Here is a 22255-nt window from a genome sequence, read left to right on the forward strand (position 1 = left end):
ATTCACGTGCGGTTCACCTGTTGACAGTCGTCGAGTCCTCGCTGGATCAGCGCACCCATTGCCGCCAATGCCAAACCATGCCAGATCGTATAGTGATCTCCCTTTATCGTGCAGTCGTCGAGGCTCTCGACGATCGCGCGCCACCGGTCGGCGTCCGCCGACGACTCCGTCGCCCGGATGAGCGTCACCGGCCCGGGATAGCGGCCGGTCGGCCGGTAGGAGCCGAGGGCGCGCAGGTGGGCGTCGAAGGGGCCGTACCGGGCGTGCAGGAACTCGGCGTCACACTCCGGTGGCAGTACGCCACCGCGGATTACCGCAGCGAAGACGTCGTCGACGTCCGCGTCCTCGGGGACCTGCGCCAGGGCGGCCTGGACCGGCTCGCGCGGACCGCCGCCGAGCGCGACGAGGTCCTGCACCAGCAGACGCGCCGCGATCCCCCGGGCCGGGACGGTGAGCGGGCCGGGCGTCGGCGGGTCGACGAGGATCAGGCGCGGGACGACGGCCCCGGCAGCGACCAGGCGACAGGCCAGGTCGTACGCCACGACAGCCCCCATCGACCAGCCCAGCAGCGCCACCGGGCGGCCCCCGCGGTGCCGGTGCAGCGCGGCCAGATAACGCTGCGAGTGCGCCGGCACCGAGTCGAGCGGGCTCTCCTCGTTGTCGAAGCCCGGCGCCTCCAGGGCGTAGACGGGCTGCTCGGGATGCAGCAGCGGCACCAGCGTCCGGTAGCCGTGCGGCGACCCGGAGATCGGCGGTGCGCAGAAGAGCGGCGCCCGGGAGCCGCCCTGGCGCAGGGGCAGCACCGGGTCGAAGCTGTCCGTCACGAGGGGCCCCCGCCCGTCGTCGCCGCGCCCCCGTCGATGCGTTCGGCGATGGCCCGGACTGTCGATGTTCCGTAGAGCTGCCGCAGGTTCAACTTGACGCCGAACTCGCGGGTGATCCGGGTGATGACACGCATCGCCTGGAGCGACGAGCCGCCGAGTTCGAACAGGTTCGCGTCGGCCCCCACGTCGGCCCGGCCGAGCACGTCGGCGAAGATCCCGGCGAGTGCCGCCTCGGTAGCGGTGGCCGGGGGAGTGACAGTGTCCGCGACCTGATCGTCGGCGTCCGGGTCGGGCAGGGCAGCCCGGTCCACCTTCGCCGAGGACGTCATCGGCAGCTCGTCGCGGAACACCCACGCCGAGGGGATCAGCGGCTGCGGCAGGGTGCCCCCGAGGAACTCCCGCAGTTGGCTCGGGGTCGGGCGCTCCCGCCCCTCGGGGACGAGGTAGCCGACCAGGCGCTGACCGCCGTCGCGGTCCGGGCGTACGGCCACCACGGCCACCCGAATCCCCGGGTGGGCCAGCAGGGCCGACTCGATCTCGCCGGGCTCGACGCGGATGCCGCGCAGCTTCACCTGCTTGTCGATCCGACCGAGGTACTCCAGCTCCCCGTCGGCGTTCCACCGGACGAGGTCGCCACTGCGGTAGATCCGGCCGTCGGGACGCAGCGGGTCGGTCTGGAACCGGTCGGCAGTGAGCTCCGGTTGGTTGAGGTATCCACGGGCCAGGCCCGCGCCGCCGATGAGCAACTCCCCGGGCGCGCCGCGCGGCACGAGGCGGCCGGCCGGGTTCACCACGTACAGCCGGCGGCCCGGGTGCGGCCGGCCGATCGGGGGCGGCGTCCGCCACGTGCCCGACCCGCAGTCGTGATCGGTGCAGCCCACGGCGACCTCGGTCGGGCCGTAGAGGTTGAACAGGGTGCGCCCCGGTCGGATCCAGGCGTTCGCCAACTCCGCCGACAGGGCCTCGCCGAGGCTCACGACCCGAGTCAGCGTCGGGTACGGGTCGGTCTCCAGCAGGCTCAGCATTGTCGGTGTCAGCGCGGCGCAGGTGACCTCCTCGCGGCGTACCAGCGCTGCCACCTCGGTGGGCGACGCGCCCTCCTCGGGCGCCACCAGCACGAGCGTGGCCCCGGCGAGCAGGCTGGCGAAGATCTCCCCCCAGGACACGTCGAAGGTGAGCGCCGCGAACTGCAGGACCCGTTCGCCCGGACCCAGGCCGAGCAACCGCTGGTAGTGCTCGGCGTACAGCCCGATCGCGCCGTGCTCGACCTGGACGCCCTTCGGGCGGCCGGTGGAGCCCGAGGTGTAGAGCAGGTAGGCCAGGGACTCGGGGCCGGCCTGGTCCGGCAGCGCGGTGTCCTCCGGCTCGGCGGCGGGCGGCTCGTCGAGCAGCAGGACGCGCCACCCGTCGGGTTCGGGCAACCGGTCGGCGAGCGCACGGCGGCTGACCACGACGCGGGCGTCGGCGTCGTTGATGAGGTACGACATCCGTTCCACCGGATCGCCCGGGTCGATCGGGGCGATGGCGCCGCCGGCACGCAGCACCCCGAGCATGGCGGGCAGGACGTCGAGGTCGCGGTCCAGGACGAGCGCCACCACGTCCTGATGGCGTACGCCCTGGGCGCGCAGCCGCCGGGCCAGCCGTTCGGCCTGCGCCCACAGCTCGCCGTAGGTCAACTCCCGACCGCGGCAGATCGCCGCCACGGCGTCCGGGGCGGCCGCGGCGGCTGCCGCGATGCCCGCGTGCAGCGGTTGCCGCGGAACGGTGGCGGGACCGCCGTCGCCCAGCTGGAGCAACTCCTGCTGCTCCGCCTCCGACAGCAGCGGCAGGCAGGACAGCGGCGTGGACAACTCGTCGGGCAGGACCCGCAGGACCCGTTCGATCTGGTCGGCCAGGGCTTCGATGCGCCAGCGGTCGAACAGGTCGGTCGCGTAGTCGACGTGCAACGACAGGCGGTCGCCGCTCAGCGTGAAGTCCAGCGAGAGGTCGAACGGGGCACGGCCGGAGGGGGGCACGAGCCGCGTGGCGGCGATGCCGGGCAGGTCGAGGCCGTCTCCGGTGGTGCCGTCGCCGAGCAGTTGGGTGACGACCTGGAAGAGCGGGTTACGCGAGCCGTCACGCACCGGGCGCACCCGCTCCACGACCTTCTCGAACGGGACGTCCTCGTGGCCGTACAGCCCGAAGCTGGCGTCGACGACCCGCTCCAGCAGCCCACCGAGGGTGAGGTCACCGCTGAGGTCCAGCCGCAGCACCACCATGTTCACGAACAGGCCGACGGTGTCCTCCAGGTCGGGGTCGGCACGACCGAGCATGGGTACGCCGAGCGGGATGTCGTCCTGCCGGGAGTGCGCGTGCAGCACCGCGGCCAGTCCGGTGTTGAGCACCATGAACAGCGAGGCGTTGACCTCACCGGCCACCGTGCGCAGCGCGCTCAGCAGCGTGTCGTCGAAGTGGCGTACCACTGTGCCGCCCCGCTGGCTGGGCACCGGCGGTCGCGGGCGGTCGGCGGGCAGCTCCAGGGTGGGCAGCCCGCGCAGCGCCTCCTCCCAGTGCTGGAGCCCCTCCTCCAGCGCGTCGTCGGTCAGCCGCTCGGCCTGCTCCCGCAGGTAGCCGGCGAAGTCGGATCGCGGGACCGGCAGGTGCGGCGCCTCGCCCGCGACGAGGGCCCGGTAGGCGGTGGAGAGGTCCCGCTGGACGATTCCGGTCGACCAGCCGTCGGTGACCACGTGGTGGAACGCGAGCACCAGGATGTGGTCGGACTCGTCGACCCGGATCAACCGGAACCGGTACAGCGGGCCGACGTGCAGGTCGAAGGGCGCGGTGACCTCCGCGTGCAGCGCGTCGGTGATCGCCTCGTCGCGGTCGCCGGACGCGGGCAGGTCGACGATGTCCAGCTCAACGGCCTCCGGTGGCGGACCAAGCACCTGGTACGGCACGCCGTCGCTGACGGCGAACCGGGTGCGCAGGCCGTCGTGCCGACGCAGCAACACTGTCAACGCGGCGCGCAGCGCCCCGACGTCGAGCGCGCCACGCAGCCGGTAGATCAGCGGGCTGTTGTAGGTGGACTCACCCGGGCTGAGCTGGTCGATGAGCCACAGCTGGCGCTGCGCGTGGGACAGCGGCAGCCGAACCTCACTGGATGGCGTCGTCATGGCGGTCCTCCATCGGTATTTTGAGTGCTGTCGATATTGCGCGGTGCCCGGGTGCTTGCCGACCCACGGCATCGGAGCATCGTGATCGGGGAGGCGGGGGAATGGTGCGGGAACCAATCGCGGAGATCGCGGCCTTGTTCGACGTGTACCAGAGCGGGCTGGTCTTCCACTGCCTGTGCGCGGTGACCCGGCTGGGCGTACCGGACCAGCTCGGTGAGGAGCCCCGGCCGGTGACCGAGGTCGCGGCGGCGGTGGGCGCCGACACCGACGCGTTGCGGCGGGTGCTGCGGTTGCTGGCCGGGCACCAGCTTGTCGACTTCGATCCCGCGGCCGACGCGGTGACCCTGACCGGACGCGGTGTGCTGCTGCGCTCCGACCATCCGCTGTCGCTGGCGGCGACCTTCGCGACGCTGGGCGTGTCCGATGTGGCGCACCGGACGGCTGACGCCCTGCGTACCGGCCGGGCGGCCGCGCCGGTGGCGCTGGGCGAGGATTTCTGGTCCTTCCTCGCCGCGCGCCCGCAGCGGCAGGCCGTCTTCAGCCAGGCCATGGCCGAACAGGCGCGGCTGCTGTCGCTGCCCTGCGTCGACCTCGTCGACTGGCCCGCGGAGGGGGTGGTGGTGGACTTGGGCGGCGGTACGGGCGCCCTGCTGGCGGCGGTGCTGAACACGTCCCCACAGCTGCGGGGGTTGCTTGTGGACCAGCCGCAGGTGCTCGACCGGTCCCGTGCCGCCGTCGCCGAGCGGGGCCTGGCGGACCGTTGTGAGGTGCGGGCGGGGGATCTGTTCGGCCCGGCGCCGGCCGGCGACGTGTACGTGTTGTCGAGGGTGCTGCACGACTGGGACGACGAGGCGGTGGTGCGCATCCTGGCCGCCGCGGCGACGAACGCTCCGGCCGACGCGCGTCTTGTCATCTTCGAGGACGTGCTGCCCGAGGACGGTTCGGCCACGGCCGCCCAGGCGTGGGCCGACATCGCGATGATGCTGCTGTACGAGGGTGCCCGGGAGCGCACCGCCGAGCAGTACCGGATCCTGCTGGACCGCGGCGGCTGGCAGCTTCGGGAGACGGTGCCCGGACCGCCCGGGATGCACGTCATCGACGCGGCCCGCCGGCCCGCGTGACGGTGGAGACCGCCGGGTCGAGGACCACGTCCAGTCGTCGCAGTCCGTTCAGGAAGTTGGAGGCCTGCCGGGCCGGCTGGGCCGTCTCGTGGATATCCGCGACGGTGCCGAGCATGCTCTCCAGCACGCAGCGCAGCTCCAGCCGGGCCAGGGCCGCGCCCACGCAGTAGTGCGGCCCGCCGCCGAATCCCAGGTGCTTGTTGGGTCGTCGGTCGACGAGGAACCGGTCCGGCTCCGGGAACACGTCCTCGTCCCGGTTGCAGGAGGGCAGCCAGACGACGACGCGGTCGCCCTCGGCGATGGTCGCGGCACCGAGGGTGGCGGGCCTGGTCGCGGTGCGCATCGCGTGCCCCGGTGGGGAGGTGTAACGCAGGATCTCCTCGACCGCGGTGTCCAGCAGTCCGGGGTCGGCGCGCAGCCGACGCCACTGCTCGGGGTGGCGCGCGAAGGCCAGGATCGCGCCGGAGATCGCGTGCGGGGTCGTCTCCAGTCCACCGTTGAGCAGGCCGTCGCAGTTGAGCACGATCTCCTCGTCGGTCAGTGGTCGGCCGCCGTAGTTGGAGGTCGCCAGGGTGGAGACGATGTCGTCCCCCGGATCGGCGCGACGCTGCTCCAAGAGGTCGAAGAAGTAGGCGAAGATCGCCGAGTGCGCGGCGGTCCGCTCCGCCGCCGCGGCCGGTGCGGTGTCGGCGTCGTCGAACCCGGCAGCGGTAAGGCCGGCCAGTTCGTCCCAGTCCTCCCGGGGCACGCCCATCATGGTGAACAACACCCAGGACGGCACGGGCAGCGCCAGCTCCGCGACGACGTCCACCGGTCCGCCGCGACCGACCAGGTCACGCAGCCGGTGCTCGACGGTGTCGCGCAGGCCCGACGCCAGGTCCGCGAGCCCTCGACTGGAGAACCATCGGGCGTGCGCGGGACGCAACCGCTGGTGGTCGGCCCCGTCCGAGACGACGAGCATCCGGCCGCTCGCGGCCGCCACCGAGGCGCCGCCGCTACCGAGGCGCATACCCCTGGTCGAGGTAAAGGTCTCCGGCTGCCGCAACACGTCCCGGGCCGGGCGGTACGCGGTGACCGACCAGAAACCGTCGCGGCCCGGGTTGGTCCAGGCGACCGGGTGCCGGCGGCGGGCCTCGCCGGCGACGTCCAGAAAACGGTCTCCGGTGAAGAACTGTGGGTCCGCCAGGTCCACGTCGGACCCACCGGCGACGAATAGTGGAGTGCGATCGGTCACAACCATCCTCCGATAATTCCTGCATTTGGGTCACGCAATTATCACCGATGCCGAAAGGCATCGGAAACGGTCTTTCCTCGGTCCTGTTCTTTTGAAACTCTGGCAATTTCGCAGAGGCCCCCTACAATTGATTCATCCGGCCACCTAGCAGTCCGGGAGACCACCGGCACCCGCAGCGTCGCCCGACGTCCGGCATCGTCACGCCGATATTTCCAGCGCGCTGACGACCGCTTTTCGGACGTACCGCGCATTCAACTCGGCCGATACGCCGTGGTGTCTGACAGCAACGGGCGCAGCGCGCGTGGTCGCCACCGCAACGACGCACGATCGACAAGTGGGAGAGGGAAGCCACCATGTTCGAAGAAGCCACCGTCTACTCACCGGTGATCCGGCAGGAGAACGGGACAGTCTCGGTGATATTCGCCCGCGAACATCCCGGCTTCGAGGATGCCGACTACCAGCGCCACCGCGCACGGATCGCGGAGCTGGCGCTGACGTACCAGCTCGGCGATCCGGTGCCCGAGGTCGAGTACACCGCCGAGGAGGTCGACCTCTGGCGACAGGTCGTCGCCGACCTTCAGGAGAAGCACCGCCGGTACGCCGCGCCGGAGTTCCTCGACGGATCGCGACGCCTCGACATCCCGACGGACCGGCTGCCGCAACTGCGCGAGGTCTCCGGCCGGCTGCGCACCCTTACCGGGTTCCACTTCACGCCGGCGGCCGGCATCGTCGGCCTCCGCGACTTCTACGGCTCCCTGAACGAGAGCCGGTTCCAGGCCACGCAGTACATCAGGCACTGCTCGATGCCGTACTTCTCGCCCGAGCCGGACATGATGCACGAGGTGATCGGGCACGGGAACGCCCTGGCCAACGACCGCCTGGCGGCGCTCTACCGCCGAGTCGGCCGGGCCGCGAGCCGCGCGGGCAGCAAGAAGGCGCTCGAGGTCCTCTCGCAGGTCTTCTGGTTCACCCTGGAGTACGGGCTGGTGCTCTCCGACGGTGAGCCCAAGGTGTACGGCGCGAGCCTGCTGTCGTCGGTCGGCGAGCTGGAGCAGTTCCGCAGCGCCGCGGAGGTGCGCCCGCTGGACGTCAGGGCGATGGTCGAGCAGAGCTACACGGTGCAGAACTTCCAGCCGGTGCTCTTCTGCGCCGAGTCGTTCGACCAGCTGGAGGCGTTCTACGACGAGTTCCTGTCCTCCATCGAGGCCGGCGAGCCGGTGCTCACCGGTTCCTGAGCGGCGTGCGCGGCCCCGGCGGCCGGCCGGTGTGCGGCACCGGTCCGGCCGGCCGGGCCGGGCGTCGGCCGGGTCGCCGGGCGGCCTGCTCATGCCGTCGCTCCCGAGCGGGGGCGGTCGGCGGCCGGCGCGGCGGCGGCGGCGCTCGCCGGCGACAGCACCCGCAGCAGGTTCTCCCGCAGGATGAGGTCCTGGTCGCGCGGGGAGACACCGGCGAACACCTCGCCGCCGTCGCGGATCTCGCCGACGAGTCCCCGCAGGCCGCCGGTGAGCTGGTTGAGGGGCCAGTCCGTACCAAAAATGATCTTGTGGTTGATGCCGAGCCGGAACAGCCGGTTCAGGTGCGCGACCCAGCCGCCCAGCACCGGGGAGCCCGCGAAGCCGCCGGTGTCGACGTAGATGTTGGGCCGGTGTGCCGCCAGGTACGAGCTGACCTCGACGTCGGTGACCCCGCCATGGCCGAGCACGAAGGGCACGTCCGGGAAGTCCCGGGCGGCGCGGTCCACCAGGATGGCCTCGCTCGTGGTGAACGTCAGCGACTGCGCTGTCGGTCCGGTGTGGACGAAGACCGGCAGGCGGCGACTCCGGCACACCTCGTAGTAGGGGTAGAGCGACAGGTCCGAGGGCGAGTAGCCGCACGGCGGGTAGAGCTTCATCCCGTCGAGCCCGAAGCGGTCCACGAGATCGGCGAAGGCGTGCGCGCCCGCCTCACCCCGGCGCGGGTCGGCGCCCAGGTACACCCAGAACCGGTCGGGGTGGCGCAGCCTGATCTCGTGGTGCCGCCGGGCCATCGCGGCGAGGTCCGGCTGACCCGGCATGACGTACCCGAAGTCGGGCACCATCAGCACCGACCGGGCGACTCCGGCGGCGTCCATCTCCGCGACCAGCCGGTCCGCGTCGTGGTCCCGGTGCTGGGCCCGGTAGCTCTCGTGCAGTCGGTCCAGCGGGGGACCGGCCGCCATCAGGTCCAACCGCCGGTGCATGCCGTAGGCGACGTCGCCGAGGAACGCGTCCGGGATGAAGTCCGTCGAGGCCACGTGGCAGTGACCGTCGTAGATCATGGCTTCAGGCAGTGCTCGACCGTCTGACGGATGGTCGCGGCGCGGCCGGCATTGAACGTCATGAGGTTGAACTTGCGGCCGGTGCGGTCCTCCAGGAACGACAGGTAGGCCACCATTCCCATCGAGTCCAGGAGCCCGGTGGTGAGCAGTGGGGTGTCGGCGGTCACCGCTGCCGTCGTCTCACCGTCGTTCCAATTCTCGATCCACTCGATCAGCTCCTGGTGCAGGGTCGTGGTGTCGACTTCCATCGGTGCCTCCCGAGGCGACGGCGGCCGACGCCTCGCCGTACAGGCGAAGGGCGTTGCCACTCATGATCAATTGACGGTCCCGGCGCTTGACGCCGGTGAAGAGCGCGTCCCCGGTGAACTCCGCAAGCACCGCGGAGAGCGATCCGGACATGCGGAACGAGGGCCAGCACGTCCCGAAGAGGATCTTGTGGTTGATTCCCCTGCGGAACAGCCGGTTGAGGTGCGCCACCCAACCGTCGGCGCTGAGCATCGACGGGAACTGGCTGATGTCCAGGTGGATGTTCGGCCGGTGGGCGCACAGGTACGACGCCTCGTCGACGTGGGTCACCCCGCCGTGACCGAGGACGAAGTCCACTGTCGGGAAGTCGCGGGCGGCGTCGTCCACAAGCAGCGGTCGCCCGAGCGTGAAGTCGAGCGGACCCCAACCCGGTCCGGTGTGCGTGAGCACCGGAAGTCCCAGTGCCGCGCACACCTCGAAGTAGGGATACAGCCGGCGGTCGCTCGGCGAGTAGCCGGTGAGCGGATAGAGCTTCATGCCGGCGAACCCGTACTCCGTCACGTACCGCTCGAACAGCTCCACGCCCTCCGTGCCGGCCCGGGGATCGACGCCCCACAGCACCCGGAACCGGCCCGGGTGGCGGGCGCAGACCCGGTGGTGCAGCAGGGCCAACTCCGCCGGGGCGACAGCGTGCGGGCTCGCCCACGAGTAGTCGGCGGCGACAAGCACCGCCTTGTCGATCCCGGCCTCGTCGAGTTCGGCGACCAGCCGGTCACCGTCATGGTCCTGGTAGCCGGCGAGCAACTGCTCCAGGACGGCCTCGGCGCGGTCCTCGACACCGTAGGCGGCGAGCCGGGCCGCGACGTTGGCCGCCTGCGCCGCGAGGAAGTCCCGTGGGGTGGCCCGGTCGCTGGCCAGCGTGACGTGCGCGTCGACGATCATGCGATGGGGACGGCCGAGTCCCGCCGCTCGGCGTAGTGGGCGGCAGCGGCCGTCCGGCTCAGCTTGAGGTTCGCGGTCAGGAACGCCGGATCGCTGCGCAGCGGTTTCGCGCTGAACAACACAGCGGTGAGGCGGTACTGGCCGTCCAACTGCTCGTTGACCTTGGCGATCCCCTCGACGATCGCGGCGCGCTGGCCGTCGCCGTCGTCGGTGGGGGTGCCGATGGCGGCGAGACCGTGCGAGTTCGGGGTGGGCACGACGATCAGGTCCGCGAGGCCGGGCACCCCCGCGAAGTGCGACTCCACCTCGCCGGGATGGACCTTGCGCCCGCTGGCCAGCGCGATGACGTCCTTCTTGCGACCCAGCAGGGTGAGGTAGCCGTCCTCGTCGAGACGCCCGTAGTCACCTGTGACGATGGTGCCGTCGGACCGGAACGTCTCCTCCGCCACCTGCTGGTCCAGCCCGAAGTAGCCGATGCTCAGCGGCGCCGGCCGGTGGATCAGAAGTTCGCCGTCCGCCAGCACTGTCACCGCGTCCGGGTCGATGAGCTTGCCGACCGTGCCCGGACGGTTCTCCGCCAGGGTGTTCCAGCCGATCATGCCGCTCTCGGTCATCCCGTACGCCTCGAGCAGCGGCACGTCCTGGGACCAGTAGGCATCCATCGTCTTGCGGCTGATGGGCGCCATGCCGGTGATGGCGAACCGCAACCGCCCACCGAGGAACTCGCCGAGTGGCATTCCGGCGCCCGAGGTGGCGGCGAGTTGCAGCACGGCGTCGTAGAAGATCGGCGGCCCGATCAGGAAGGTGGGGTTCTCGGCCCGCAACGCGGCGAAGACCCGCTGGTACGGCGCGAGCACCAGGTCCGCGCCGGTCCACAGGCAGCAGTAGACCGACAGCCGCTGCTGGTAGTTGGCAAGCGGCAGGAAGATCAGGTGCCGGTCCCGGGAGGTGACGTCGAAGCTGTCGATGAACCGCTGGATGACGTACTCGGTGCCCTTGCCGCTGATCCGCAGGCCCTTCAGCAGCCCGCTGGTGCCCGAGGAGTAGACAAGGCTGTGCAGGTCCGGGTCGACGTGCGGGGCCGGACGCCCGGGAGCCCCCGGGTGGGTCTCCTCGCCGAGGACCAGCAGCGCGAGACCGTGCTGCTCGGTGAACGCCGGCACGTCGTCGATGGGGAAGTCGTCCGGGAAGGCCTGGAGCACGGCGCCGACGAGCAGCGCGCCGAGGTCCCAGGTCAACCAGTCGATGCTGTTGGGCGCGCGCAGCCCCACCACGTCACCCGGTCGGACCCCGGCGGCGCGTAACTCCGCGGCCCGACGCTCGGCTCGATTCGCCAGCTCGGCGTGGCTGATCTCCCGGCGGTCGCCGGCGGCGTCGATCTCGACGACCACCGAGTCGGCGTTGTCGCGGTAGTGCTCGATCAGACTGGACAGCTTCACGATCGTCCCTTCGCGTGAGTGGCGCCGGGCGGGCTGGCGCAGCTGGGTGAGCAGGGTGTCCAGGCGGTCGTGTGCGAGCCGGCCGAGGTGGCCGCCCAGCATCGGCTCGTACGGGCCGGTGCCGGCGTCCCAGTCGAGCCGGATGGTGAGCGTGCTGCCGCCCGCCTCGTCGGGCCGCCAGCGGACCGAGCGCTCGAGGGAGTTCCAGAGCCAGTCGGGATCGGCGCGGAGCACGACCCCGTCCGGGGTCCGCTCGACGCGGTCGGTCCAGCGCGCCGACCGGCCGCCGAGCGTCCCGGCGAAGTCGGGCTCGACGGCCGACCCGGTGGCCGCCGGGTCGGCGGCGAACGGGTCCAGCAGGTGTGGCCGCTCGTGCAGCAGCTCAGCCACCTCGTCGGGGCTCAGCGCCACGGACACCGTCCGCGTCAGCGGGGGTAGCCGGACCGGCACCGGACCGCCGGGGCCGTCCAGGGTGTCCAGCACCTCGTCGAGCACCGCCAGGCCCGCGACCAGGTCGTCGGTGGAGATCACCATGGGCGGCTGCACCCGCAGGACCCGGTTGTTGTAGAGCGAGTACGTCGAGGTGACCCGGCGGCTCAGGAGTGCCCCGAGAACCATCCCGCCCAGCGACTCGTCGTGGAACTCCAGGCCGTGCATCATCCCGACGCCGCGGTGCGCGCTGAGCAGCCGCGGATGGCGGGCCACCATCGCGGCCAGCCGCTCGGTGATCAGTGCCCCCTTGGCGACCACCGACTCGACGAAGCCGTCCGCGGTGGCGATCTCCAGCACCTCCAGGCCCACCCGGGAGGCCAGCGGGTTGCCGCCGAGGCTGGAACCGAACGTGGACGGTTGGTCGCGCAGCGACTCCCAGACCCGCGCGGTGCCCATCACCGCGGAGATCGGCACGATGCCGCCACCGAACGCCTTGCCGATGCAGACCAGGTCAGGAGTCACGTCGAAGAGTTGGTGCGCGAACAGGGCGCCGCACCTGCCGAACGCGGTCTGCATCTCGTCGAGGATCAGCAGCGCTCCGCGCTCGTCGCAGAGCCGCCGCACCTCGGCGAGGTATCCCTCGGGTGGCAGCACCACCCCGGCCTCCGCCTGCACCGGCTCCAGCAACACCGCAGCCGTGTCGGTGCCGACCGCGCGGTCGAGGGCGTCCAGGTCACCGAACGGCACCTGCTGGAAGCCGTCCATGAACGGCCGGAACAGCGCTGCGTGCTCCGGGCGGCCGGACGCGCTGAGCGTGGCGAACGTCTTGCCGTGGAAGCAGTCGACGGCGGTGACGAAGCCCGGCCGTCGGGTCGCCGCCCGAGCCAGCTTCAACGCGTTGTCGATGCTCTCGCCGCCGCCATTGGCGAGGTACGCGTACGGCAGTCGACCGCCGGTGACCTCGGCCAGGCGGGCGGTCAGCCGGATCTGCGCCTCCTCGAACATGATCTTCGTGCTGTTGAGGCGGCGGCTGCTCAGCTGCTCCTCGATCGCGCCGATCAGCCGCGGGTGCGAGTACCCGAACGACTGGTTGCCGTACTGGTCGAACAGGGCCAGCAGTTGGGCGCCGTCCTCGTCGGCGACGAAGCTGTCCGACCCCTCGCCCTGGACTCCACAGCCCATGACGAACGACATAGTGGCGTAGGTGGGATGGTTGTGCGCCGCCTTGGACTCGGCCAGCCGCTGTCGTTGTGATCGCACGATGCCCCCGTCTCCCTCGCCGTTGTCAGGCCGCGGCCGCGTACGCGTCGTAGTCGGCGAAGAAGTACTGCAGAAGGCGGTTGGTCCGGCCCTGCTCGGTGTGGCAGCGGCGGGCGGCATCCTCGACGTCGAGAACCCCCACGATGCTCAGCGGCGCGTGGTGGAACCGCTCGTCCGCGTACGGCGGGGACAACGCCACGAAGCCGATGTCCAGGTAGAACGGCCGCAGCCCGCCGGTGTCGTCGACGAAGAAGTCCCCGAGCACGTGGGTGGCGCGGTACCGCGTGACGCTGTGGACCAGCGCCTCCCGCATGAGAGCCATGCCGATCGACCGCTGCCGGATCCGCGGCAGCGTCATCAGGTGGCCGAACTCCACAAGCCGGTTCCCGGGCCCACGCAGGGCGCTGAGGTCCACGACGTCGTCACAGGGCAGGCCGATCTCCGCGTCGGGCACCACCTTGATGGTGCCCACCGCCTCCGCTCCGTCCTCGGCGAGGATGTAGCTGGCGTACCCGTCGAAGCGGTCGAACGTGTCGGCAGTGTCGGCGACGTCGGCGAGCCGTGACTGCTCGTGCACGTACACCGCCTCGCGCAGCCGTCTCACCGCGCTCCAGTCCTCCGCCGACCGCGCCACCCGGAAGCACGTCACGTCCGCCATCAACCCCGCACCACCTTTCGGAAGAAGTCCACGTAACCGGTGTGGAAGTGCTTGAGCCGCGGTCGCACCTCGTCGTGCAGGTCCGGCAGCCGTTCGATCGGCAGGTTGGGCATGAGGTGGTGCTCGACGTGGAAGTTGTTTCCGTTCGTGAACCACGTCATCAGGCGGTTCGACCGGATGGTGCGGGTGTTGGCGAACGCGTCCTGGCTGAGGGTTTCGCAGCGGAAGTGCTCCGGCAGCTCGATGAGCGCGTGCACCGGGCCGGCGACCACAAGCAGCGGAAGGAGCCACACCCACAGCACGACCGGCTCGCGCAGCACGACGGAGAGCAGCGTGAACGCCAGCAGGGCGGCGAGGATGAGGTAGTGGTCGCGTCGGATGCGCCGGGACGTGGTCTTCGACTCACCCTCGTAGTCCCGGTGCAGCACCGCCCGGGCGGCGCAGGCCAGGAACTGCACGTAGAAGTGCAGCATCGTGAACCGGATGGTCCAGGTCAGCGCGGTACGCCACCGGGAACCGCCGCCGTCCGCGCCGTACTGGTCGCCGTAGTCGAAGAACTCCCGGTTCTCGGGTGTCCCCAGGTCACGGTGGTGACGCATGTGCGTCGCCCGGTAGGCGGCGAACGAGATCAGCATGGGGATGCCGAGAACGATGCCGGCGATCGTGTTGGCACGCCGGTTCCGGAACCCGAGACTGTGCAGCGTCTGGTGCTGCAACTCGGCCGCGTGCGCGAACATGCATCCGAGCAGCAGTATCCCGGCGGCGCGGATCCAGAGCGCCGGCTGCGCGGCAAGCGCCGCGCCGGCGCCGGTCAGCGCGGCCCAGAGAGCCAGCTTCGCGGCGAAGGTGCGGTCACTGATCCTGGTACGCAGATGCCGGAACTCACCCCGGACGTCCGCCGGGGTGACCGGCTCGGCGCTGCCCAGTGGCTGTCGGTCGTCGATCATTTTCATGTGCTCGTCACTTTCTGCCGCTGGCCGGTCTCCTGGTGTGGAAGGTCGGCGGCGGTCGCGGTCAGGCGGTTCGAAACGGCTTGCAGGGTCGCCCCGAGGCGGGCCAGTGGCTCCGGATCGAACGGCTCCGCCGAGTCGGGGCCGAGATCCTGCCCGGTGACGACGACGGTCTCGCCGCGGTACGCGGGCGCGCCGAGCCCCACCGGCCGTACCAGCACCAGAGTTCCCGCTGGTGTGCCATCGGCCGACAGCGCGGCGGCGAGCCGGCGGGCGAGATCGGCCGCTTCGCCCACGCCGACGAGGTGGTACGGACCGGGCAACCCGGTCGCGCGGATGCGTTGGACGTGCGCCGTGATCTCGTCGTCGGTCACCGGAAGCGGCGTGGACAGGCCGTACAGCGGTCGATCCGGCAGATGTGGGGCCAGGCGCAGGTGGATCCACGGGTCCGCACCGGGCGCCGCGACGCAGAACAGGGGCTCCCGGCCGCCGGCGGGCCGCAGCGGCACCAGTGGATCCCGGCCCCAGTCCGCACCGACCACGGCGGCGATCCTCTCGGCCACCGCCTCGACCGTCAGGTTCCGGAACAGTTCCCGGACGTCGAGGCGTACCCCGAACCGGTTGCGGAGCCGGCCGACGAGCCGCGTCGCCGACAGCGAGTGACCACCCAACTCGAAGAAGCTGTCCCGGAGGGCGACAGTGGGGATCTGGAGAACCTCGCGGAAGGCGGCGGCGACCGCCTCCTGCACCGGCCCGCGCGGCAGCCGACTGGCCGGCTCGGTGGAGCCGCGCAGGTCGGGCAGAGCCCGGCGGTCCAGCTTTCCGCTGCGGGTCAACGGCAGTTCGTCGAGCACGCCCAGCAGCTGCGGCACGAGGTGGGACGGGAGAGCCGCGCTCAGCGTCCGGCGTAGGTCACGCGGGTCGACCCGGGCGCCGGGGACCGGCACGACGTAGCCGAGCAACCGCCGTTCGCCGGTCGGGTCCTCGTGGACAGTGGCGGCCGCCCGCGCCACACCGGGCAGCCGGACCAGCGCCGCCTCCACCTCGCCCAGCTCGATCCGGAATCCGTTGACCTTCGCCTGTCCGTCGTCCCGGCCGACGAACAGGAGTTGGTCGTCGGCGTTCCACCGCACCAGATCCCCACTGCGGTACATCCGCGCGTCGGGTCCGGCGAAGGGGTCGGGCAGGAAACGTTGCTCGGTCAGCTCGGGCCTGTTCAGGTAGCCCAGCGCGACGCCCGCGCCGCCGATGTACAGCTCTCCCACCGCGCCGACCGGGACCGGGCGGAGTTGGTCGTCGAGCACGTGGACGCGCAGGTTGCGCAGGGGCGTGCCGATCGGCGGAGCGGTGGCGTCGGCCGGTGACAGCGGGGGACTCATCGCGGTCGAGATGGTGCCCTCGGTCGGGCCGTAGCCGTTGATGAGCCGGCAGGCCGGGGCGAAGCGCTCGATGACGGTGGGCGCCGCCGCCTCCCCGACGATGGAGACCGTCGTGCCGGGTGGCAGGTCCGCCGGGGTGAGCTGGGCGAGGACCGACGGCACGAGCACGACATCGTTCACCCGGTGCTCGTGCAGCAGCTTCGACAGGTCGGGACCCGGGGCGAGCCGGTCCTGCGAGGCACCCACCAGCGTCCCGCCCAGGAAGATCGACTGGGTCATCTCCCCGACGAAGGCGTCGAAACTCGGTGAGGCGAACTGCAGCGTCCGCCGGCCCGGCCCCGGCCCGAGCCGGTCGACCATCGCGTTTGTCACGTTCACCACGCCCCGGTGCGCCACCAGGACCGCCTTCGGCGTGCCTGTGGAACCGGAGGTGTAGATCAGGTACGCGGGCGACCGGGGCGAGAACGGGGCGAGCCGGTCGGCGTCGGTGAGCCGCGTCGACGGCTGCGCGGCCCACGCCGCGCCGGTCTCCGGCGCGTCCAGTACCAGGCGCTCGACGGTCTCTCCCGCCACGTCGGCAGTTTCCTCGTGCACCAGGATGACGCCCACCTCGGCATCGGCGACCATGAACGCGATCCGCGCGGCGGGATAGGTGGTGTCCAGGGAGAGGAAGGCCGCGCCCGTCTTCAGGACCGCCAACACCGACACGATGAGGTCCGGGCAACGGGGCAGCGCGATGCCGACGGTCCGCCCCGGTCCGATGCCGCGGGCGACAAGGAGACGCGCCAACCGGTTCGCGCGTTCGTCAAGGGCCCGGTACGCCACGACGGTGTCCGCGTAGTGCAGAGCCGGGGCATCCGGCGTGCGGTCCGCCCACTCCTCAACCATCTGGTGCACGCCGATGTCCGGGATCTGGTGACTCGGGCCGGCGCCGAGGTCTCGCAGGCGGCGCGACTCCGACTCGTCCACCAGCGGGACGTCGACCACCGCGGTCGCCGGGTCGGCGGTCGCGGCACCCTCGAGGAAGAAGAGCAGCCGCCGCAGGTGGGCCTGGAGCTCGGTTGTCGAATAGCCGCCCGCGTCGACATCGATAATCAGTTCGACATCGCCGCCCGGCAGGTGGAAGAAAATCGCGGAAAAATCCTCGATGTCAGGCTTGGATATCGTTCTGAGCTCGGATCTCTGGCCGGCGAAATCCAACACCGCGTCCGAGCCCATCACGTTGACAATCGGGCCCCACAGGGCGCGTCCCGTGCCGGTGAGGCCCTGGTCAGCAATCATGCTGGGAGTGGGATAACGGCTGTGCGACAGCGCTTCACGCAATTCCAGGGCAACCGAGGCCAGAAATTCACCGAGCGTTACCCGCGAGGGCAGCCGCAGCCGTAGCGGCATCCCGTTCGTCGTCATGCCGGGGGTGGCTCGCTCGGCGCGGCTGATCCGGGCGGTCACCGGCATTCCGACCACCAGGTCGTCCGCACCGGTCATCCGCGCCACGTACGCGGTCACCAGGCCGACGGCCAGGTCGGACCAGCCGACACCGAAGCGGTCCGCGGCCGCCCGCAACCGGGCCAGGAGGTCGGTGGGGATGACGGCCCGCTGCCGCAGGACGGCGCCGGAGGGCGCGTACCGGCGTCCGGCGAGCCGGACCGGCTCCGGCAGGTCACGCAGGCGCTCGCCCCAGAAGAGCCGATCCTGCGCGTGCCGGGGGCTGGCGCGATAGGCGACGTCGGCGTCGACGAGGACCCGGTAGGGCGGGAACGGTCGGCCAACCTCGGCCGGCTCGGTGGCCGGCGCCGAGACGAAGGCGCCGTAGAGCTCGGCGGTACGGCGGTGCAGCGCGGCCATACTCCAGCCGTCGACCACCAGGTGGTGGACCCGGCGGTAGAGCACGTGGTGCCGTGGCCCGAGCCGGAGCAGCGCGGCGGTGCACAGCGAGGGCCCGAGGGTGTCGACCGGAGCGGCGGTGTCCGCCTCCATCCAGTCCGCCGCGGCGCGCTCCGGATCGGCCTCGCCGCTGACGTCCACGAACCGCAACGGTGTGCTCGCCGCCGCATCCACGTACTGCACCGGCCCGTCCGCGGTGGCCCGGAAACGCAGACGCAGCGCCTCCGCCTCCCGCTCGACCTGCCGATGCGCGGCGGCCATGGCACTACGGTCCAGAGCGCCGAAGAGATCGATGCGGTCGCTGATGCTGCTCGACGCGCCGCCGGAGCCGAGGGCGTCGGCCAGCCACACCCCCGACTGCGCGGGCAGCAGCGGCCAATGCTCCGGTTCGTTCGTAGACACGGTTAAGTCCTCCCCGTTGCACGCCGCTCCCTCCGACCGACTGTCCAACCAATTAGCACGGGCCGAAAGGTGTGGTCGACCCACATTTACTTGCGCGGCTGGAAAACAGCTAAGTGGTCCACTATTCAGAAGTGCAGATTGTGCTAACGGCGATTGTGCGAGGTAATAACTTGTCGCCTAGTTCCACGGACGCCGATGTCTCGGCTACGCTTCGAGGTGATGGCATTCACCGGGGGAGGGTGCCGTGGTAGATGAGTGAGCTGCCCGAAAGTTTCGCGAAGGAGTTCCGCCTCCTGGCGCCGCATCTGGACGAGCGTCAGCGCCGCCTCGTACTGGCCGCCCGCGCCGTGTCCCTTGGGCAGGGCGGAGCCCGTCGCATCGCCCGGGCTGTCGGGGTGCACCCACACACCGTGTCCAAAGGCATCCAGGAGCTTCAGGGGCCCGAGGAGAGCGGCGGCAACCTGCGCCGGCCGGGTGGTGGACGTAAGAAGATCACGGAGAGCAACCCGGAAGTGCTGCCGGCCCTCCTCGACCTGATGGAACCGGGCCGCGCCACCGCCCCGCACCTGCAGTGGACGACCTCGTCCACCCGTGCGCTCGCGGCGGCCCTCAAGCGACGCGGGCACCGCATCTCGGCCTGGTCGGTGGCGAGCCTGTTACGGCAGAACGGCTTCCGCCTCTTTCCCGGCTCCCGTCCGACGGATCAGCACCGGCGGCTCGACCAGCGCGCGCAGTACGAGCGGGTGAACGGCCGGGTGGGTCAGTGGTTGGCCGCGGAGCTGCCGGTGGTGAGCGTGAGCATTCGCCGCGACCGCGGCGGCACGCTGCCCACCGACCCGGATCCGGCCAGACGGGGCACGGACCGGCCGCCCCGCAGCGCCGCGGCGGCCGTCACCGGACCGGGCCGCCACGCCGATGACGCGAGGTTGATGCTGGCCTCCGGCACCATCCGCGCCTGGTGGGAACGGCAACCGGAGTGGAGGGGCCACCTTCTGGTGGTGGCCGACAGCACACTGTGGACGGCCGGCAGTCGGTCGTTGCGCCGGGCCATGACCAAGCTCGCGGGTGAGACGCGGCTGGCCATCTCCGTCTGTTACCTACCGCCACTCACCATGCGGTGGACGTGGATCAACGAATGCATCCGCTCCAGCGTCGTGGTGCAGCGGCCCGGTCGGGAGGCCGACCGCCACGAGGTCGAGCTCGGCGTCATGGCCGGCGTCGGCCGGGGCGCCCAGTCGGCCGTCCCGGCCGTCGACGGCCCTCCGGCCTGGAACTACACGGTCGGCTCGGCGGCCTGAGCCCGGGTCGGCGGGTCGACCAGTTCGGCGCGCGGGGGTGGTCTGCCCAGGGTCGGTGCGGGCTGGAGCCTGGTGTGGAACGCCGGCCGCGGTGGCTGCCCACACGGACGACTGCCGGCCGCTCAGGTGAGCGGCCGGCAGTCCCGAATCGGGTACGTCTCCGTGCGGACGTCAACCGGTCAGCCGCGGATCCACTGCTGGTTGCTGCCACCGGTGCAGGTCCAGATCTGGACGGCGGTGCCGTTGGCGGTACCCGCACCGTTGACGTCCAGGCAGAGCCCCGATCCGACCCCGGAGATGGTGCCGTCGGAGTTGACCCGCCACTGCTGACCACTGCCGCCGTTGCAGGTCATGATCCGCGCGCGGCTACCCGACGCGGTGCCCGCCACGTCGAGGCACTTGTTGCCATAGATGGTCAGTTGGTTGCTCGAAGTGAGCGTCCACTGCTGGTTGGCGCCGCCGTTGCAGTCCCAGATCTGCACGACCGAACCGTCGGCCTGGCTGGCTCCGTTGACGTCCAGGCACCGGTTGGAGCCCGCGCCCCGGATCGCCGTTGTCGCGCCCGGCTCGCCGGAGTTGCCGACCGGCGTGATGGAGAGGTTGTCGAACTGGGCGGAGACTCCCTGACCCGTGCCGTACCCGATCTGGCCGGCGACCCAGGTCGAGTCGGAGGCCGTGCCGACGGTGTTGCCGTCGATGGCCGCGGTGAGGGTGCTCCCGTTGAGCGTCAGCGCCAGGGTGTGCCAGCGTCCGGTGCCCAGCGCCGAGGTGTTCCCGCTGGCCAGCGTGCGCCAGTTGCCGCTTGTGTTGTTGCTCCGGATGGACCACGCGCCACCGTCGGTCACCCGGAAGTAGTAACCGTTCAGGTTCTGTGGCCCCTGGTGGTTGTACGTGTTGGCGCGCCCGATGAGCTGCGCGTAGCCGGACTTCTCCAGCAGCACGTCCGAGGAGACCGTGTAGTTGCGCCACGACAGGTCACCCAACAGCGTGAACGGCTCGGCCTGGCCGGACGTCCAGAAGATCGGCGTCTGCTCCGACATCTGGCGTACGCACTGGCCGGACCGCCCGCCCCCGCAGCCGACGATCTCGAACGAGCCCTGCTGGTCCATCAGGTACTTCGCCTCGCGCCCGACGGCGTAGCTGTCGAAGGTGTCGCTGTACGGCAGCTTCAGGTTGCCCTGCGCCGGGCTGACCGCGGTGCCCTTACCCTGGCCGGTGGTGGTGGTGATGCTGTAGACGTAGCCGGGCTGGACGGTGAGCGAGAAACGCCCTCCGCTCGGCGTGATGTCGTTGCCCCGGACGAAGTGGTCGGCGGTGTTGTTCGACCGGACGTTGGTCGACCAGACGTGCACGGCGCCGGTGGACAACCCGCCGGTGACGGTGAAGTCGAGGGTCTGCGCCGAGCCGGCGTCCATCGTCTCGATGACGGTGCTGTAGTCGCTGTTGTTCGTCGACTTCAGCGAGACGTAGCTGCCGTTGTTGCGGTTGCCGCCGAGGTAGCCGCTCGATCCGTCGAGGTAGCGCCAGCCCGGGGCGGTGAACTGCGTGGTCTGCGCCATCACCCACGCGTTCTTGCCGATCGAGTAGGCGCCGGACCAGGGCTGTTGGGCCACCGCGACGCCCGTTGTCGCCCACGGGATGTTGGGCGTGATGGCGGCGATGGCGGGCCAGTTGATGTAGCCGGTCATCTTGCCGTCGATGTAGCCACGGTTGATGCCCCGGGCGAGGGCCTGCGCCCCGGCGTTGTAGTCGTCGGAGCCGTTCTCACTGGCCCACAGCGACTTGCCGGTGGAGACCGCGTTTCCGGAGCTGGGGCAGCTGGTCTGGGCGCTGCGGTATCCGCAGACGTAGTGGCTGCCGAAGACCTGCACGGCGTTGGCGAACGCCGGGTCCCGCAGTGACTCGTCGGCGGCGCCCCAGCCGAAGTCGTCCGAGGCGACGATCTTCACGCTGCTGTAGCCGTGGGAGTTGAGGGCGGAGCGCAGGTTCTTGTACCAGGTGGCGTTGTAGCCCTTCTCGTTCCACCCGCCGAGATAGTTGATGGTCAGCCCGTGGGTGCCCGCGCAGTTCAGCCAGGCCAGCAGGTAGTCGATCGAGTCGTTGGACCAGAAGTTGCCGTTCCCGATCCAGCCCGGGGCTCCCCAGGAGAGGCCCGCCAGGGCGATGTTGGCGTTGCGCGCCCTCGCCTGCTCCATCAGCCACCACTCGTAGCCCCGGTTGCAGTTCACGTTGCCCCGGGTGTGTTCGTGGCTGGGCTCCGCGCCGGAGGTGGAGTTGGTGTCCCCGCCGATCTCCACCTTCAGCAACTGCATCGCGGCGCCGCGACCTGGCTTGAACAGGTAGTCCAGGATGTCGCTGCGCTGCGGTTCCGGGTAGTCGATCAGCAACCTGCTGTTGCCACCGCCACCACTGACCGCGCCGATCCCGTCGAGCGCCCGTCCACCGGACCCGCCGTTGATCGTGATGGCGGTTGCCGCCTGTGCCGGCGAGGCGAAGCCGGTCAGCACCGCCGCTGCCGCCACCACCGCCCCCACCACCGAAGCGGTCAACCGACGCGGACGCCAGGTGCTCCGCCAGGACCGGCCACGTGGCCCAACTCCGCCAGCACCACGCCGATGACTCTCTCGATCGAACATCTGACCCGCCTCCCCAGCCGGTTTCGACAGCGAAGCCGTACGTCACACGTCGAGCTGGCGTACTGCACGCAGTCGCGTCAATCGAAGATCACTAATGAGCAG

At 70.9% G+C, this 22255-nt stretch carries 14 protein-coding genes; 3 read left to right on the forward strand and 11 right to left on the reverse strand.

The window, feature by feature from the left end; translation table 11 throughout:
- Positions 1 to 2: 2 nt before the first annotated feature.
- On the reverse strand, positions 3 to 824 hold the full coding sequence (locus tag ACQPWW_RS03190; RefSeq protein WP_433128958.1) for an alpha/beta fold hydrolase: 822 nt from the start codon (positions 822 to 824) through the stop codon (positions 3 to 5).
- Positions 821 to 3976: a non-ribosomal peptide synthetase gene (locus ACQPWW_RS03195; RefSeq protein WP_433128960.1), complete on the reverse strand. Its 3156-nt coding sequence runs from the start codon at positions 3974 to 3976 to the stop codon at positions 821 to 823. The genes ACQPWW_RS03190 and ACQPWW_RS03195 overlap by 4 nt, the downstream gene beginning before the upstream one ends.
- A gap of 101 nt (positions 3977 to 4077) precedes the next feature.
- On the opposite strand from ACQPWW_RS03195, the gene ACQPWW_RS03200 reads away from it, so the two are divergent.
- A complete protein-coding gene (locus ACQPWW_RS03200; RefSeq protein ID WP_433128962.1) occupies positions 4078 to 5097 on the forward strand; it encodes a methyltransferase in 1020 nt (339 codons plus the stop codon).
- Here the strand turns inward: ACQPWW_RS03200 and ACQPWW_RS03205 are convergent.
- Positions 5069 to 6337: a cytochrome P450 gene (locus ACQPWW_RS03205; protein ID WP_433128964.1), complete on the reverse strand. Its 1269-nt coding sequence runs from the start codon at positions 6335 to 6337 to the stop codon at positions 5069 to 5071. The genes ACQPWW_RS03200 and ACQPWW_RS03205 overlap by 29 nt on opposite strands.
- 347 nt (positions 6338 to 6684) lie before the next feature.
- Here ACQPWW_RS03205 and ACQPWW_RS03210 point away from each other — a divergent pair, with 347 nt between their 5' ends.
- A complete protein-coding gene (locus ACQPWW_RS03210; protein WP_433128966.1) occupies positions 6685 to 7566 on the forward strand; it encodes a phenylalanine 4-monooxygenase in 882 nt (293 codons plus the stop codon).
- An 89-nt stretch (positions 7567 to 7655) separates the two neighbouring features.
- Here the strand turns inward: ACQPWW_RS03210 and ACQPWW_RS03215 are convergent, their stop codons facing one another.
- Genes ACQPWW_RS03215 through ACQPWW_RS03245 form a run of 7 tightly spaced genes read right to left on the reverse strand, consistent with a single transcriptional unit; the run spans position 7656 to position 18219 of the window.
- Positions 7656 to 8627 (reverse strand): amidohydrolase family protein, encoded by a 972-nt coding sequence (locus ACQPWW_RS03215; RefSeq protein WP_433128968.1) that lies wholly within the window; start codon positions 8625 to 8627, stop codon positions 7656 to 7658.
- Entirely contained in the window at positions 8624 to 8875 is a 252-nt protein-coding gene (locus tag ACQPWW_RS03220) for a hypothetical protein (protein ID WP_355027173.1), read from the reverse strand. Before ACQPWW_RS03220 ends, ACQPWW_RS03215 begins: the two co-directional genes overlap by 4 nt.
- A complete protein-coding gene (locus ACQPWW_RS03225) occupies positions 8808 to 9815 on the reverse strand; it encodes an amidohydrolase family protein (protein WP_433128970.1) in 1008 nt (335 codons plus the stop codon). Before ACQPWW_RS03225 ends, ACQPWW_RS03220 begins: the two co-directional genes overlap by 68 nt.
- Positions 9812 to 12946 carry an aminotransferase class III-fold pyridoxal phosphate-dependent enzyme gene (locus ACQPWW_RS03230; protein ID WP_433128972.1) on the reverse strand — a complete coding sequence of 1045 codons (3135 nt, stop codon included), beginning with the start codon at positions 12944 to 12946 and terminating at the stop codon, positions 9812 to 9814. Before ACQPWW_RS03230 ends, ACQPWW_RS03225 begins: the two co-directional genes overlap by 4 nt.
- Before the next feature lie 25 nt (positions 12947 to 12971).
- Positions 12972 to 13604, reverse strand: a complete 633-nt coding sequence (locus ACQPWW_RS03235; protein ID WP_433128974.1) for an N-acyl amino acid synthase FeeM domain-containing protein — start codon at positions 13602 to 13604, stop codon at positions 12972 to 12974.
- Entirely contained in the window at positions 13604 to 14557 is a 954-nt protein-coding gene (locus tag ACQPWW_RS03240; protein WP_433128976.1) for a fatty acid desaturase family protein, read from the reverse strand. Before ACQPWW_RS03240 ends, ACQPWW_RS03235 begins: the two co-directional genes overlap by 1 nt.
- The gene (locus ACQPWW_RS03245) at positions 14554 to 18219 is read right to left on the reverse strand and encodes an amino acid adenylation domain-containing protein (RefSeq protein WP_433128978.1); all 3666 of its coding nucleotides are present in this window, start codon (positions 18217 to 18219) and stop codon (positions 14554 to 14556) included. Before ACQPWW_RS03245 ends, ACQPWW_RS03240 begins: the two co-directional genes overlap by 4 nt.
- Before the next feature lie 251 nt (positions 18220 to 18470).
- Here ACQPWW_RS03245 and ACQPWW_RS03250 point away from each other — a divergent pair, with 251 nt between their 5' ends.
- A complete protein-coding gene (locus tag ACQPWW_RS03250) occupies positions 18471 to 19517 on the forward strand; it encodes an ISAzo13-like element transposase-related protein (RefSeq protein WP_433128980.1) in 1047 nt (348 codons plus the stop codon).
- A gap of 179 nt (positions 19518 to 19696) precedes the next feature.
- On the opposite strand, the gene ACQPWW_RS03255 is transcribed toward ACQPWW_RS03250, so the two are convergent.
- On the reverse strand, positions 19697 to 22153 hold the full coding sequence (locus tag ACQPWW_RS03255; RefSeq protein WP_433128982.1) for a ricin-type beta-trefoil lectin domain protein: 2457 nt from the start codon (positions 22151 to 22153) through the stop codon (positions 19697 to 19699).
- Positions 22154 to 22255: the final 102 nt, after the last annotated feature.

The sequence above is a fragment of the Micromonospora sp. CA-240977 genome, assembly GCF_050942285.1.
Taxonomy (GTDB): Bacteria; Actinomycetota; Actinomycetes; order Mycobacteriales; family Micromonosporaceae; genus Micromonospora.

Coding starts and splice junctions, on each gene's coding strand:
- ACQPWW_RS03195 (WP_433128960.1), bottom strand. CDS start 3,976: ATGACGACGCCATCCAGTGAGGTTCGGCTGCCGCTGTCCCACGCGCAG.
- ACQPWW_RS03200 (WP_433128962.1), top strand. CDS start 4,078: ATGGTGCGGGAACCAATCGCGGAGATCGCGGCCTTGTTCGACGTGTAC.
- ACQPWW_RS03205 (WP_433128964.1), bottom strand. CDS start 6,337: ATGGTTGTGACCGATCGCACTCCACTATTCGTCGCCGGTGGGTCCGAC.
- ACQPWW_RS03210 (WP_433128966.1), top strand. CDS start 6,685: ATGTTCGAAGAAGCCACCGTCTACTCACCGGTGATCCGGCAGGAGAAC.
- ACQPWW_RS03215 (WP_433128968.1), bottom strand. CDS start 8,627: ATGATCTACGACGGTCACTGCCACGTGGCCTCGACGGACTTCATCCCG.
- ACQPWW_RS03220 (WP_355027173.1), bottom strand. CDS start 8,875: ATGGAAGTCGACACCACGACCCTGCACCAGGAGCTGATCGAGTGGATC.
- ACQPWW_RS03225 (WP_433128970.1), bottom strand. CDS start 9,815: ATGATCGTCGACGCGCACGTCACGCTGGCCAGCGACCGGGCCACCCCA.
- ACQPWW_RS03235 (WP_433128974.1), bottom strand. CDS start 13,604: ATGGCGGACGTGACGTGCTTCCGGGTGGCGCGGTCGGCGGAGGACTGG.
- ACQPWW_RS03240 (WP_433128976.1), bottom strand. CDS start 14,557: ATGAAAATGATCGACGACCGACAGCCACTGGGCAGCGCCGAGCCGGTC.
- ACQPWW_RS03250 (WP_433128980.1), top strand. CDS start 18,471: ATGAGTGAGCTGCCCGAAAGTTTCGCGAAGGAGTTCCGCCTCCTGGCG.
- ACQPWW_RS03255 (WP_433128982.1), bottom strand. CDS start 22,153: ATGTTCGATCGAGAGAGTCATCGGCGTGGTGCTGGCGGAGTTGGGCCA.